This is a genomic window from Saccharothrix obliqua, from assembly GCF_019375475.1.
Lineage (GTDB): Bacteria > Actinomycetota > Actinomycetes > Mycobacteriales > Pseudonocardiaceae > Actinosynnema > Actinosynnema obliqua.
The window spans coordinates 283,292-295,579 of the sequence record NZ_JAHXGQ010000009.1 but is presented as its reverse complement, the minus strand read 5'-3'; the positions used below and the strand labels follow the sequence as shown (position 1 = coordinate 295,579).

Annotated in this window: 11 protein-coding genes; 5 read left to right on the top strand and 6 right to left on the bottom strand. The window is 71.6% G+C overall.

What is annotated here, in order from left to right:
• The first annotated feature begins 22 nt into the window (after positions 1 to 22).
• The gene (locus KZQ38_RS26830; RefSeq protein WP_308258610.1) at positions 23 to 718 is read left to right on the top strand and encodes a 2-phosphosulfolactate phosphatase; all 696 of its coding nucleotides are present in this window, start codon (positions 23 to 25) and stop codon (positions 716 to 718) included.
• Positions 719 to 721: 3 nt separating this feature from the next.
• Here the strand turns inward: KZQ38_RS26830 and KZQ38_RS26825 are convergent, their stop codons facing one another.
• Both KZQ38_RS26825 and KZQ38_RS26820 read right to left on the bottom strand, forming a co-directional pair.
• The gene (locus KZQ38_RS26825; RefSeq protein WP_219445635.1) at positions 722 to 2,077 is read right to left on the bottom strand and encodes an aldehyde dehydrogenase family protein; all 1,356 of its coding nucleotides are present in this window, start codon (positions 2,075 to 2,077) and stop codon (positions 722 to 724) included.
• 66 nt (positions 2,078 to 2,143) lie between these two features.
• Positions 2,144 to 2,746: a mycothiol-dependent nitroreductase Rv2466c family protein gene (locus KZQ38_RS26820; protein ID WP_219445633.1), complete on the bottom strand. Its 603-nt coding sequence runs from the start codon at positions 2,744 to 2,746 to the stop codon at positions 2,144 to 2,146.
• A 227-nt stretch (positions 2,747 to 2,973) separates the two neighbouring features.
• Between KZQ38_RS26820 and pepN the strand changes: the two genes are divergently transcribed.
• Positions 2,974 to 5,535, top strand: coding sequence for an aminopeptidase N (gene pepN, locus KZQ38_RS26815; protein WP_219445632.1), 2,562 nt, complete (start codon positions 2,974 to 2,976; stop codon positions 5,533 to 5,535).
• Between the two features lie 82 nt (positions 5,536 to 5,617).
• On the opposite strand, the gene KZQ38_RS26810 is transcribed toward pepN, so the two are convergent.
• From KZQ38_RS26810 to KZQ38_RS26800, 3 genes are read right to left on the bottom strand one after another with little or no spacing between them, the layout of a single operon-like run.
• A complete protein-coding gene (locus tag KZQ38_RS26810) occupies positions 5,618 to 6,094 on the bottom strand; it encodes a DUF5130 family protein (protein WP_219445630.1) in 477 nt (158 codons plus the stop codon).
• Entirely contained in the window at positions 6,081 to 6,338 is a 258-nt protein-coding gene (ctaJ, locus tag KZQ38_RS26805; RefSeq protein ID WP_219445628.1) for an aa3-type cytochrome oxidase subunit CtaJ, read from the bottom strand. Before ctaJ ends, KZQ38_RS26810 begins: the two co-directional genes overlap by 14 nt.
• 27 nt (positions 6,339 to 6,365) lie before the next feature.
• Positions 6,366 to 7,580 (bottom strand): MFS transporter, encoded by a 1,215-nt coding sequence (locus KZQ38_RS26800; protein ID WP_219445626.1) that lies wholly within the window; start codon positions 7,578 to 7,580, stop codon positions 6,366 to 6,368.
• A gap of 459 nt (positions 7,581 to 8,039) precedes the next feature.
• Here KZQ38_RS26800 and KZQ38_RS26795 point away from each other — a divergent pair, with 459 nt between their 5' ends.
• Positions 8,040 to 8,426 carry a DUF2345 domain-containing protein gene (locus KZQ38_RS26795; RefSeq protein WP_219445624.1) on the top strand — a complete coding sequence of 129 codons (387 nt, stop codon included), beginning with the start codon at positions 8,040 to 8,042 and terminating at the stop codon, positions 8,424 to 8,426.
• Here the strand turns inward: KZQ38_RS26795 and KZQ38_RS26790 are convergent.
• Positions 8,423 to 9,067: an HNH endonuclease gene (locus KZQ38_RS26790; RefSeq protein WP_219445622.1), complete on the bottom strand. Its 645-nt coding sequence runs from the start codon at positions 9,065 to 9,067 to the stop codon at positions 8,423 to 8,425. The two genes, KZQ38_RS26795 and KZQ38_RS26790, sit on opposite strands and share 4 nt — an antisense overlap.
• Before the next feature lie 152 nt (positions 9,068 to 9,219).
• Between KZQ38_RS26790 and KZQ38_RS26785 the strand changes: the two genes are divergently transcribed.
• Together KZQ38_RS26785 and KZQ38_RS26780 are read left to right on the top strand one after the other, a co-directional pair.
• Complete coding sequence (locus KZQ38_RS26785; RefSeq protein WP_308258609.1) at positions 9,220 to 11,340, top strand: prolyl oligopeptidase family serine peptidase; 2,121 nt, start codon at positions 9,220 to 9,222, stop codon at positions 11,338 to 11,340.
• A 4-nt stretch (positions 11,341 to 11,344) separates the two neighbouring features.
• Positions 11,345 to 12,229, top strand: a complete 885-nt coding sequence (locus tag KZQ38_RS26780; RefSeq protein WP_219445618.1) for a mechanosensitive ion channel family protein — start codon at positions 11,345 to 11,347, stop codon at positions 12,227 to 12,229.
• Positions 12,230 to 12,288 lie beyond the last annotated feature (59 nt).

The window sequence follows — 12,288 nt, the reverse complement described above, 5'->3', positions numbered from 1 at the left end:
GAAGTCTGCCATCCTTGCCCGGGTGTTCGGACAAGAGGGATACCAGCTGCGCCTGGAGTGGGGTGACGAGGGCATCGCCGCCCTCGGCGGGACGTGCGCCGTGCTGGTCGTGGTGGACGTGTTGTCGTTCAGCACGGCGGTGGACATCGCCGTCGGGCGTGGCGCCGCGGTGCGCCCCGTGCGGTGGGGCGACCGGGAGCGCGCCGCGGCGCCCGCCGACCCGACGTGGTCGCTGCGGCCGTCGTCCCTGGTGGAGCTGCCGGCGGGAACCGTGCTGGAGCTGCCGTCGCCGAACGGGGCGACCCTGTGCGACCTCGCGGCGGCCACCGGGTCGTTGGTGCTCGCCGGCTGCCTGCGCAACGCGCGTGCCGTCGCCACCGCCGCGCGGGAACTCGCGCACGGCGGGCCCATCGGGGTGGTCGCGGCGGGTGAGCGGTGGGGCCCCACCACCTCCCGCGGCCCGTTGCGGCCCGCGGTGGAGGACCTGGTCGGGGCGGGGGCGGTGCTCGCGTCGTTGCTCGGGTACGGGGCCGCGTCGGTGGAGGCCGTCGTGGCGGCGGAGGTGTTCGCGCGGTCTTCGGTGGAGGACGTGCTCACCGGGTGCGTTTCGGGGCGGGAGCTGATCGCGGCCGGGCACATGGGCGACGTGGCGCTCGCGTCGTGCGTGAACGTGAGCGACGCCGTGCCGCGCCTGGTGGACGGGGTGCTGCGGGCGTGACCCTCAACGCTGGATCGACTTGACCTCGGTGAACTCGTCCAGCCCGTACCGGCCGAACTCGCGCCCGTTGCCCGACTGCCGGTACCCGCCGAACGGCGCGCTGGTGTTGAAAGCCGCGCCGTTGATGTCGACCTGCCCGGTGCGCAGCCGCTTGGCCACCGCCAGCGCGCGCTCCGGGTCGGCGGAGAACACCGCGCCCCCGAGCCCGTAGATGGTCGAGTTGGCGATGCGCACCGCGTCGTCCACGTCGGTGTACGGCAACACGGACAACACCGGCCCGAAGATCTCCTCCTGCGCGATGACCATGTCCGACGTCACATCGCCGAACACGGTCGGCGCGACGTGGAACCCGCGCTCGGTGGGCGCGTCGACGCCGCCGTGCACGAGCCGCGCGCCCTCCTCGACGCCGCGGCGGATGTAGCCGACCACGCGGTCCCGCTGCGCCGCGGTCACGGCCGGGCCCAGGCGCGTGCCGGACCGCGCCGGGTCGTCCGGCACGTACTTCGCCGCGGCGGCGACGGCGGTGGCCAACGCCTCCTCCTGCCGGTCGGCGGGCACGAGCAGCCGGGTCCACGCGCTGCACGCCTGGCCGTTGTTCATGAACGCGTTGGCCACGCCGATCTTCACCGCGCGGCCCAGGTCGGCGTCGTCGAGGACGACGTTCGCGGACTTGCCGCCGAGTTCCAGCGCGACCCGCTTGACGGTCTCGGCGGCCAGCGCGGACACCCGGCGGCCGGCCCGGGTCGACCCGGTGAACGACACCACGTCCACCCGCGGGTGCGCGGCGAGCGCCTCGCCCACCACCGGGCCGGTGCCGTGGACCAGTTCGAACACGCCGTGCGGCACGCCCGCCGCGGCGACCACCTCGGCCAGCAGGTCGGCGGTGAGCGGGGCGAGTTCGCTGGGCTTGAGCACGACCGCGTCGCCCGCCGCGAGCGCCGGGACGACCTTGGCCACCATCTGCTGCAACGGGAAGTTCCACGGCGTGATGGCGGCAACCACGCCGGCCGGTTCCCGCACGACCAGCGAGTTGCCGATCACCTCGTCGGTGAAGTACCCCGCCTCCAGCGCGTCGGCGACGCCGTTGGCGATCCCGACCGGGTTGGGCACCTGGACCTTCGTCGCGAACGTGATGGGCGTGCCCATCTCCGCGGTCATGGTCGAGGCGAGTTCGTCCGCCCGCGCGGTCAGGCCCTCGGCGATGCGGCGGACGACCTCCGCGCGCTCCTCGACGGCGGTGGCGGCCCACGCCGGGAACGCGGCGGCGGCCCGGGTGACGGCCGTGTCGACGTCGCCGGGCGTGCCCGCCCGCACCGTGCCGATGACCTCTTCGGTGGTCGGGTTGACGACCTCGATCATGACCGCACTCCCGGATGTTGTGACACTCTGGGACGACTTTCGACTCAGAGTGTCACATCCGGGGCCTCAGGAGAACCGCGGGTCCTCCGTGCGACCGCGCTTCAGCTCGAAGAAGTACGGGTAGCCGGCCAGCGCCACCGCGCCGTCGAAGATCTTCAGCGCCTCTTCGCCACGCGGCACGCGGGTCAGCACCGGCCCGAAGAACGCCACCCCGTCGATGTGGATGGTGGGCGTGCCGACGTCGTCGCCCACCGGGTCCATGCCGCGGTGGTGGCTCGCGCGCAGGTCCTCGTCGTAGTCGGTGGAGTGCGCGGCCTCCGCCAGCTCCGCGGGCAGCCCGACGTCCGCCAACGCGAGCCTGGCGGCCTTGTCGAAGTCCTTGACGCGCTCGTGGTGGATGCGCGTGCCCAACGCCGTGTACAGGTCGCGCAGCACGTCGTCGCCGTGGTGTTTGGCGGCGGCGACGGCCACCCGCACCGGACCCCACGCCTTGTCCAGGAACGCCCGGTAGCCCGCGTCCACGTCCCGGTGCTCGTTGAGCACCGAGAGGCTCATCACCCGGAAGCTCAGGTCGATGTCGCGCTGTTGCTCGACCTCCAGGATCCAGCGGGACGTGATCCAGGCGAACGGGCAGGCCGGGTCGAAGTAGAAGTCGACCTTGGTGGACATGGTGCGTTTCTCCTCGTGATCGGCGGTTGTGCGCGGTCCGCCACGCCGGCGTCCGAACTCACCACCACATGCCAACCAACCGACCGCACGGACTCTTCCCTCGGACGGGGTCCACGCGTCCCCGTCTCACGTGATTGGATGCGACTGTTGTGTTCACCGACACGACACTTCCCCCGTTCCGACGAGGTCGGCGGCACGCACCAGTGCGCCGGCAGACGAGGTGACCAGTGGCGGCACCCAACCTGACCCGCGACCAGGCGCAGCAGCGGGCTGCGCTGCTGGAAGTCGACTCCTACCGGATCGAGCTGGACCTGACCGACGGTGGTGGCAAGCCGGGCTCGGACACGTTCCGCTCGACCACGACGGTCGCGTTCCGCAGCCGGACGCCCGGCGCGTCCTCGTGGGTCGACATCGTCGCCGCCACCGTGCACCGCGCCGTGCTCAACGGCGTCGAGCTGGACGTGTCGGGCTACCGCGAGGAGGACGGCCTGGCGCTGCCCGACCTCGCCGAGGTCAACGAGCTGACCGTGGAGGCCGACTGCCGGTACATGAACACCGGCGAGGGCCTGCACCGGTTCGTCGACCCGGTGGACGGCGGCGTCTACCTGTACTCCCAGTTCGAGACCGCGGACGCCAAGCGCATGTTCGCGTGCTTCGACCAGCCCGACCTGAAGTCGGTGTACGACCTGGCGGTGACCGCGCCCGCGGACTGGAAGGTCATCTCCAACGCCCCGGTCGAGTCCACTGTGGACGGTATCGGCGGCGCGGACCGGCACGTGTTCGAGCGCACCAAACCCATGTCCACGTACCTGGTGGCGCTGGTCGCCGGCCCGTACGCGGAGTGGCGCGACGAGTTCACCGACGGCGACACGACCATCCCGCTGGGCATCTACTGCCGTGCCTCGCTGGCCGAGCACATGGACCACGAGCGGCTGTTCAACGAGACCAAGCAGGGTTTCGGCTTCTACCACCGGGCGTTCGGCGTCAAGTACCCGTTCGGCAAGTACGACCAGTGCTTCGTGCCCGAGTTCAACGCGGGCGCGATGGAGAACGCGGGCTGCGTCACGTTCCTGGAGGACTACGTCTTCCGCAGCCGCGTCACGCGCTACATGTACGAGCGGCGCGCCGAGACCGTGCTGCACGAGATGGCGCACATGTGGTTCGGCGACCTGGTCACCATGCGCTGGTGGGACGACCTGTGGCTGAACGAGTCGTTCGCCACCTGGGCGTCGGTGCTGGCGCAGGCCGAGGCCACCGAGTACCGGCAGGCGTGGACCACGTTCGCCAAGATCGAGAAGTCCTGGGCGTACCGGCAGGACCAGCTGCCCTCCACGCACCCCGTCGCGTCCGACATCCCGGACCTCCAGGCGGTCGAGGTCAACTTCGACGGCATCACCTACGCCAAGGGCGCGTCGGTGCTCAAGCAGCTCGTGTCCTACGTCGGCCTGGACAACTTCCTCGCGGGCCTGCGGGTCTACTTCGCCAAGCACGCCTGGGGCAACGCCACCCTCGCCGACCTGCTGTCGGCGCTGGAGGAGGCGTCCGGCCGCGACCTGTCCTGGTGGAGCGCGCAGTGGCTGGAGACCACCGGCCTGAACCTGCTGCGCCCCAGGTACTCCGTCGACGCCGCCGGGAAGTTCACCGAGTTCGCGGTGCTCCAGGGCGGCGCGCGGCCCGGCGCGGGCGAGCTGCGCACGCACCGGATCGCGGTCGGCGTCTACGACGCGGACGACAACGGCAAGCTGGTGCGCACGCACCGCGTGGAGCTGGACGTGTCCGGCGAGCGCACCGAGGTGCCCGACCTGGTCGGCGTGCCGCGCGGCAAGCTGGTGCTGGTCAACGACGACGACCTGACCTACTGCACGATGCGGTTGGACAGCGACTCGCTGGCGTCGCTGATCGACCACATCGCCGACATCGCCGAGCCGCTGCCCCGCACGCTGTGCTGGTCGGCCGCGTGGGAGATGACGCGCGAGGCGGAGCTGAAGGCACGCGACTTCGTCAACCTGGTGCTCGGCGGCCTGCACGCGGAGACCGAGGTCGGCGTGGTGCAGCGGCTGCTGCTCCAGGCCCAGACCGCGTTGTCGTCGTACGCCGACGCGTCGTGGCGCGACGAGGGCTGGCGGCGGTTCGTCGCCAAGACCCTGGAGCTGGCGCGGGCCGCCGAACCCGGCTCCGACCACCAGCTCGCGTTCGTCAACTCGCTCGCCGGGTCCGTGCTGGGCGAAGAGGGCCTGCGGGTGCTGCGCGGCTGGTACGAGGGCACCGACGTGCTGCCCGGCCTGGACGTGGACACCGACCTGCGGTGGCGGCTGCTCCAGGCGCTCGTCGCGCACGGCGCGGCCGGGTTGGACGAGATCGCGGCCGAGGAGGAGCGCGACCCCACCGCCACCGGGCGGCGGCGTGCCGAGTCCGCGCGGGCGCTGCGGCCCACCGCGGCGGCCAAGACCGAGGCGTGGGACCGCGCCGTCAACGACGACGACCTGCCCAACGCGGTCAGCGAAGCCGTGGTCGCGGGCATCCAGCACCCCGGTCAGAAGGAGCTGTTGCAGCCGTTCGTGACGCGGTACTTCGCCGACGTCGCCGACGTGTGGGAGCGGCGGTCCAGCGAGCGGGCTCAGTCCATGGTCGTCGGGCTGTTCCCGTCGTGGTCGATCGCGGCGGACACGGTCGCGGCGGCGGACGCGTGGCTGGCCGAGGAGCGCCCGCCCGCGTTGCGGCGGCTGGTGTCGGAGGGTCGGGCAGGGATCGTGCGTGCGCTGGCGGCGCAGGAGTTCGACCGGTCGTAGGGACTCGTGGTAGCGAGAAGGCCGCGGCCCGGGAATCGGGTCGCGGCCTTCTCGTTGTGCTGGGTTTTGCGTGGGCTCTTTCTCAGGAGCGCGGTGCCGAACCCGCCTGGTCGGTGAGCATCCGCAGGCCGCTGACCAGGCCACCGGCCAGGTCGCCCTCCTTGAAGGAGGCCACCATGCTCATCACCGCGAGCTTCGCGCCGCGGTCGGGCAGCCGGCGGTGGGACTCGTCGCCGGTCACCACCTCCACGACCCGCTCGCCCGGCGACACGGCCACCAGGACCGCGTGCGACGGGCGCGGCGTGGCGGCGTGCAGCTCCTCGGCACGCGCGTGGGCGTCGGCGCCCAGCTCGCCCAGGTACACGCTGAAGTCCAGGCCCGTGGTGCGGCTGGCCAGCGTGATCGCCTCGTCCAGCGCGGCGAGCTGCGCCGGCTTGAACGGCAGCGCCGGCGCGTGCGGCTCGTACATCTTCGCCGCGGAGACCCGGCCGCTGCTGGTCACCGCCGCGCCGAGTTCCAGGGAACCCGGGTCGGGTCGGGTGATCTCACCAGTTGCCACGTGCGCCTCCGCGAGCGGTCGGGCCGGAGGGCCGCGCGGCCTCGGCGGCGTGGTGGGTGCCGGCGTGCGTGGCGGGCAGCCCACCGGGGTTGGCGCTCCACCAGACGGGCGCGTAGTTCCACTCCTGGCCCGGCCGGTACCGCGTGATGCGGGTGGCCTTCGGCCTCAGCGTCAGTAGCGTGATCACGCCGTAGATGGCCAGCGGGATCAGCGCGAAGACGGAAACGGTCTCCACGATGGTCACGGCGGTTACGGTAACCGATCGCCCCCGTCACGTCCGGGCGAGGGGGCGCGCCAGGGCCAGGGCGGTCACCACGACGACCACGCCGGACACGACGTAGACCGCGCCCAGGGACGTCTCGGCCGCCAGCGGGCCCGCCAGGCCCGCCCCGATCGGCGACAGGCCCCACGCGAGCACGCGGTACGCGCTGGTGACCCGACCCATCAGCGGTTTCGGGGTGAGGCGCTGCCTGCGCGTCGCGGACAGCACGTTCCAACCCGCCGACGCCAACCCGAACAGGAACACCGCGCCGATCGCCACGGGCAGCAGCGGCACCGCGCCGAACAGGGCGAACGCCGCGCCCAGCAGCACCAGCGCGCCCACCATCACCGGACCCGCGCCGTGCTTCGGTGCCAGCCGCGGGCTCAGGCGCGCGCCGAGCACCGCGCCCGCCGACATCACCACGACCAGCCACGGCACGAACTCCTCGCGCAGCCCGAGCACGTTGATCGAGTACAGCGCGAGCATCGCGTTCACGGCCGCGGCGCACAGGGCGGTCACCGCGACCGCCAGCACCAGGACCCGCAGCCCCAGGTCGCGGAACAGGTGACCGGCGCCCTCCGCCAGCTGCACCCGCAGCGCGCCGACCGGGTCGTCGCCCCGGGTGTCGGGCGCCCCGCCCCGGACGTCGGGCAGCCGCACCACGAAAAACGCGGCCACCACGAACGTCAACGCGTCCAGCGCGAAGCACGCCGCCGGGTTCCACCAGAAGAGGAGGCTCGCGGCGAGCGGGCCGGCCAGGTCCATGCCCACCGTCTCGGCCGTCACGAACCGCCCGTTGGCCTCCTCCAGGTCGTCGCCGGCCAGTTCCACCAGCAGCACCTGGGACGCCGAGTCGGCGAACGTCTCCGCACTGGTGAGGAGAAAGCCCGCCGCGCAGAGCACCGCGACGCCCGCACTATCCGTGAACACCGCGCCCGCGAGCAGGCCCGTCACGACCGCTCGGAACCCGTGCGCGACGGCCACCACCAGCCTGGGCCGCCAGCGGTCCACCAGCACGCCCGCCGGCAACGCCACCACCAGCCACGGGAGCACCACGGACACCGCGACGGCCGATGCCGCCAGCGGGCTCCGCGTGCTCACCGCCGTGAACAGCGGCAAGGCGACGGTGCGCACCCCGTCTCCCACCAGGGAGGTGACCCAAGCACCGGTCAGCAGGCGGAATCCCGCTGTTCGGACGCCCTTGACGTCGATAGATCTGCCCACGCGCGACGCCCCGTCTGTGATCCGGCCGGCTCTCGACCACAGCCCACGTTACGCACCGTGTCCATAGTCCCCGAAAGACGTAGCCACTGTGCTCGACCGGAGCAGTGAGTACGGCCGTTCGGCCTTCCCCCGTAAGGAGGCGAATGGCGGCCGGTTTGGCGTCTTGTCCTGGGCCCACTCGGCTTCTAGCTTTTCACCTGTACGGGTCTTGCGCATCCGTTTCCGGATACTAATTCCCACCCGATGAGTCTCGGAGGACACGACATGTACACCGTCAACCACGCCCCGCACGCTGCACTCACTCGTTCGTCTTACACCCGGATGGGCGAGTCGGTCACGACTGTTCAGCGTCCGAGCGTGACGGCCAACTCGGTGCGCATCACTGCGCGTGACTCCGTTCGGATCACCGCTCTTGAGGATGTTCGGGGTAGCTCGCGTGACTCCGTTCGGATCACGGCGTTGCGCGGTTCGACGGTAGTTACGGAGCGTGACTCGGTCCGCATCACCGGGCTGGGCTCGGTGCGGATCACTGGGCGTGACTCCGTCCGCATCACTTCGTTCGGGTCGGTTCGGATCACGGGGTCGGTCCGGATCACGGCTCAGGACTCGGTCCGCATCACTTCTCGCGACTCGGTCCGCATCACGGCGCGGGACTCCGTGCGCATCACGGCTCGCGACTCCGTGCGCATCACGGCGCGGGACTCGGTCCGCATCACGGCGCGGGACTCGGTCCGCATCACGGCGCGCGATTCGGTGCGCATCACGGCGCGCGATTCGGTGCGCATCACGGCCCGGGACTCCGTGCGCATCACGGCGCGCGACTCCGTGCGGATCACCGCGAGCTAAGCGGCGGGTTCCCCGAGATACGGCAACCACAGCGGATCCGCCTCGGTCACGCCCGCGAGCAGCCGCCAGTGCGGCCCGCGCGGCGCGGTGGGGACGACCCGCAGCCGCCACCCCAGTTCGGACAGCAGCTTGTCGGCCTTGCGGTGGTTGCACTTCGCACAACAGGCCACGCAGTTCTGCCACGAGTGGGGCCCGCCGCGAGAGCGCGGCACCACGTGGTCGATGGTTTCGGCGCGTCCGCCGCAGTACGCGCACCGGTACCTGTCCCGGTGCATGAGCCCGGCCCTGGTCAGCGGCACCCGACCGCGGTACGGCACGCGCACGTAGTTGCTCAACCTGATCACCGAGGGCACCACCACCTCGGACGTGGACGAGTGGACGACGGCACCCGCCGGGTCGCCGTGCACCACCTCGGCCTTCCCGCACACCACCAGGACCACCGCCCGCCGCAGCGGCAGCGCGGTCAGCGGTTCGAACGTGGCGTTCAGCAGCAGGACTTTCCGTCTTCCCCAGGGCAGCACCAAGGGCGCCGGACCGGCCCCTTCCCCGCCCGCTGCGCTGTGATTTTGGCCGGACGGGGCCAACGACGCGATCCCGGCGTTCGCCAGGGCGCCGATCGGGGTGGGTTGTCGGTCTGGCACGCGACCACCTCCACCGGTTCAGCCATAGCAGACCACAGAACACCCCCAAAAATCACGTGTGATAGGTGACGCGTCATGCGGCCGGGACCAAAACTTCGGTGAACTGGCCCCTATCGGACATGGTTTTCAGTTCCCGCGCTACGCTCGGCGGAGTGACGGACCCTTCTCCCGCGGCCCTGCCCGCGACGATCGCCTACCCGGTGGCGGAACGCCTCGACCTGGTCGAAGACCTGCACGGACACCCGGTGGCCGACCCGTACCGCCACCTGGAGGACCCCGCTGACCCCCGCACCGCCGAGTGGTCCGCGGCCCAGGACGCACTCGCCCGATCGTGGCTCGACGCCCTGCCCGGTCGGCAGCCGCTCGGCGACCGGCTCGCCGAGCTGATGCGCACCGGATCGGTGGGCACGCCCGTCTGGCGAGCGGGGCGCGCGTTCTACACGCGCCGCGACCCGGACCAGGACCACCCGGTGCTCTACGTGAACGAGGACGGGGTGGAGCGCGCGTTGCTCGACGTGACGCGCCTGGACCCGTCGGGCCGCACCACCCTCGACCGCTGGTCACCCTCCGTGGAGGGCACCCGGCTCGCCTACCAGGTGTCGGTGGGCGGCGACGAGCACTCGCTGCTGCACGTCCTGGACGTGACCACCGGAGAGCTGGTCGAAGGCCCGATCGACCGGTGCCGGTACTCGCCGGTGGGCTGGCTGCCCGGCGGCGAGGAGTTCTTCTACGTGCGTCGGCTCGACCCGGACCTGGTGCCCGAGGACGAGCGCCAGTTCCACCGCCGCGTGTGGCGGCACCGGGTGGGCACGGACCCGGCCGAGGACGTCAACGTCCACGGCGACGGACTGGACCACACGTACTACTACGGCCTGTCGGTCACCGACGACGGCCGGTGGCTGGTGATCAGCGGCGCACCGGGCACCGTGCGCCGGGACTCGGTGTGGATCGCCGACCTGCACGGCTCGGGCGAGCTGCGACCGGTGATTCTGGCCGACGCGGGCGCGCAGTGCTCGGCGTGGGTCGAGGACGGGAGGCTGTTCCTGCGCACGAGCCTGGACGCGCCCCGCTTCCGCCTGTGCGTGACCGACCCGGCGAACCCGGCACCGCCCGAGGAGTGGGTGGAGCTGGTGCCCGAGCAGCCCGACTCGGTGCTGGACGGCGCGAACTGGCTGGACGGCGCGCTGGTGCTGCTGCGGACCAGGCACGCGGTCTCCGAGCTGCACCTGCACTCGGCGGACACCGGTGAGCACGTGGCGGAGATCCCGCTGCCGGGCACCGGCTCACTGCACGGCTGGTCCACTGTGGACACGGCGTCGACGGTGGACCGGGACGTGCTGTGGTTCGGCTTCTCCGACTTCGTGACCCCGCTGTCGGTGTACCGGTTCTCCTTGTCGCGCAACGAGACGACCCTGCACGCCGCCGCACCGGGCACCGTGGAGCTGCCCGCGGTGACCACCCAGCAGATCGCCTACGGGTCGCTGGACGGCACCACCGTGCGGATGTTCGTGGTGTCCGGTTCCCGACACCCGGACCTGCCCCGGCCGACCCTGCTGACCGGCTACGGCGGTTTCGCCGTCGGCCGCGGTCCCGGGTACAGCGCGACGGCGCTGGCGTGGGTCGAAGCGGGCGGGGTCTGGGTCCACGCCTCGTTGCGCGGCGGTGACGAGGAAGGCGAGGAGTGGCACCGCGCCGGGATGCGCGAGCGCAAGCAGAACGTGTTCGACGACTTCCACGCGGCGGCCGAGAAGCTGGTGGCCGACGGCTGGACCACGCCCCAGCAGCTCGCGATCATGGGCGGCTCCAACGGCGGGCTGCTGGTCGGCGCGGCGCTCACCCAGCGCCCGGAGCTGTACGCGGCGGTGGTGTGCTCGGCGCCACTGCTGGACATGGTGCGTTACGAGAACTTCCTGCTCGGGCGGCTGTGGGCGGAGGAGTACGGCAGCGCCGCGGTCCCGGAAGAGCTGGCGTGGCTGCTGTCGTACTCCCCGTACCACCGCGTGCGCCCCGGCGTTGAGTACCCTTCGGTGCTGTTCACGGTGTTCGAGTCGGACAGTCGAGTGGACCCCAACCACGCCCGCAAGATGTGCGCCGCGCTGCAACACGCGTCGGCGAGCGATCCGACGAAGCACCCCGTGCTGCTGCGCCGGGAGACCGAGGTGGGGCACGCGGGCCGGTCGGTGAGCCGGTCGCTGGCGCTGGCCGTGGACCAGTTGACCTTCCTGGCCGGGGCCACCGGGCTGGAGTTCGGGGTGATAGCGAAGGAGGAGTGAGCCGGTGGGACTCGAGTCGACGCTCGCGGTCGATTGGTGGGTGGCCAACGGTCCGAAGATCGCCGAAGGGGCGTTGCGGATCGCGCTGACCGTGCTCATCGCGGTCGTGCTCAGGTTCCTGCTGCGACGGCTGATCGACCGGCTGACCCGGGGCTCGTCGGAGGAGCGCAAGCCGAAGCTGCTGCGCCCGCTGCGGGAACGCGCGCCGCAGGCGCTCGGGGTCCTGGTGTCCGAGCGGCGCGAGCAGCGCGCGAAGACCATCGGCTCGGTGCTCAAGTCGGTCACCACGATCGTGGTGTTCGGCATCGCGTTCATCCAGGTGCTCACCGAGCTGGGCATGGACCCCGCGCCCATCCTCACCTCGGCGGGCATCCTGGGTGTCGCGGTCGGTTTCGGCGCGCAGAACCTCGTCAAGGACTTCCTGTCCGGCATGTTCATGATGCTGGAGGACCAGTACGGCGTGGGTGACGTGGTCGACCTCGGGCCGGCCACCGGAACCGTGGAGTCGGTCGGGCTGCGCATCACCACGATCCGCGACACGAACGGCACGGTGTGGTACGTCCGCAACGGCGAGATCCTGCGCGTCGGCAACTCGTCCCAGGGGTTCGCGGTGGCGGTCGTGGACCTGCCGCTGGCGTACGGGGCCAACCTGGCGTCGGCCACCTCGGTGCTGACCACGGCGGCCGAGGAGGCTGTCGCGGAGGAGGTCCTGGAGAAGGACGTCATCGACCAGCCGCAGGTGTTGGGCGTGGAGAAGGTCACGCCGGAGGGCATCACGATGCGGGTCACGGCGAAGGTTCGCCCGGGGCGGCAGTGGGCGGTGCAGCGGGCCCTTCGCGCGAAGTTGATGCCTGCGTTGGAAGAGGCTGGGATCTCGTTGAAGTCCTGAGCGGGATTCGAGCGCGGGGTAAAAGCGTCCTCGCCGGACGGGCAGACCGCCAAGGATGA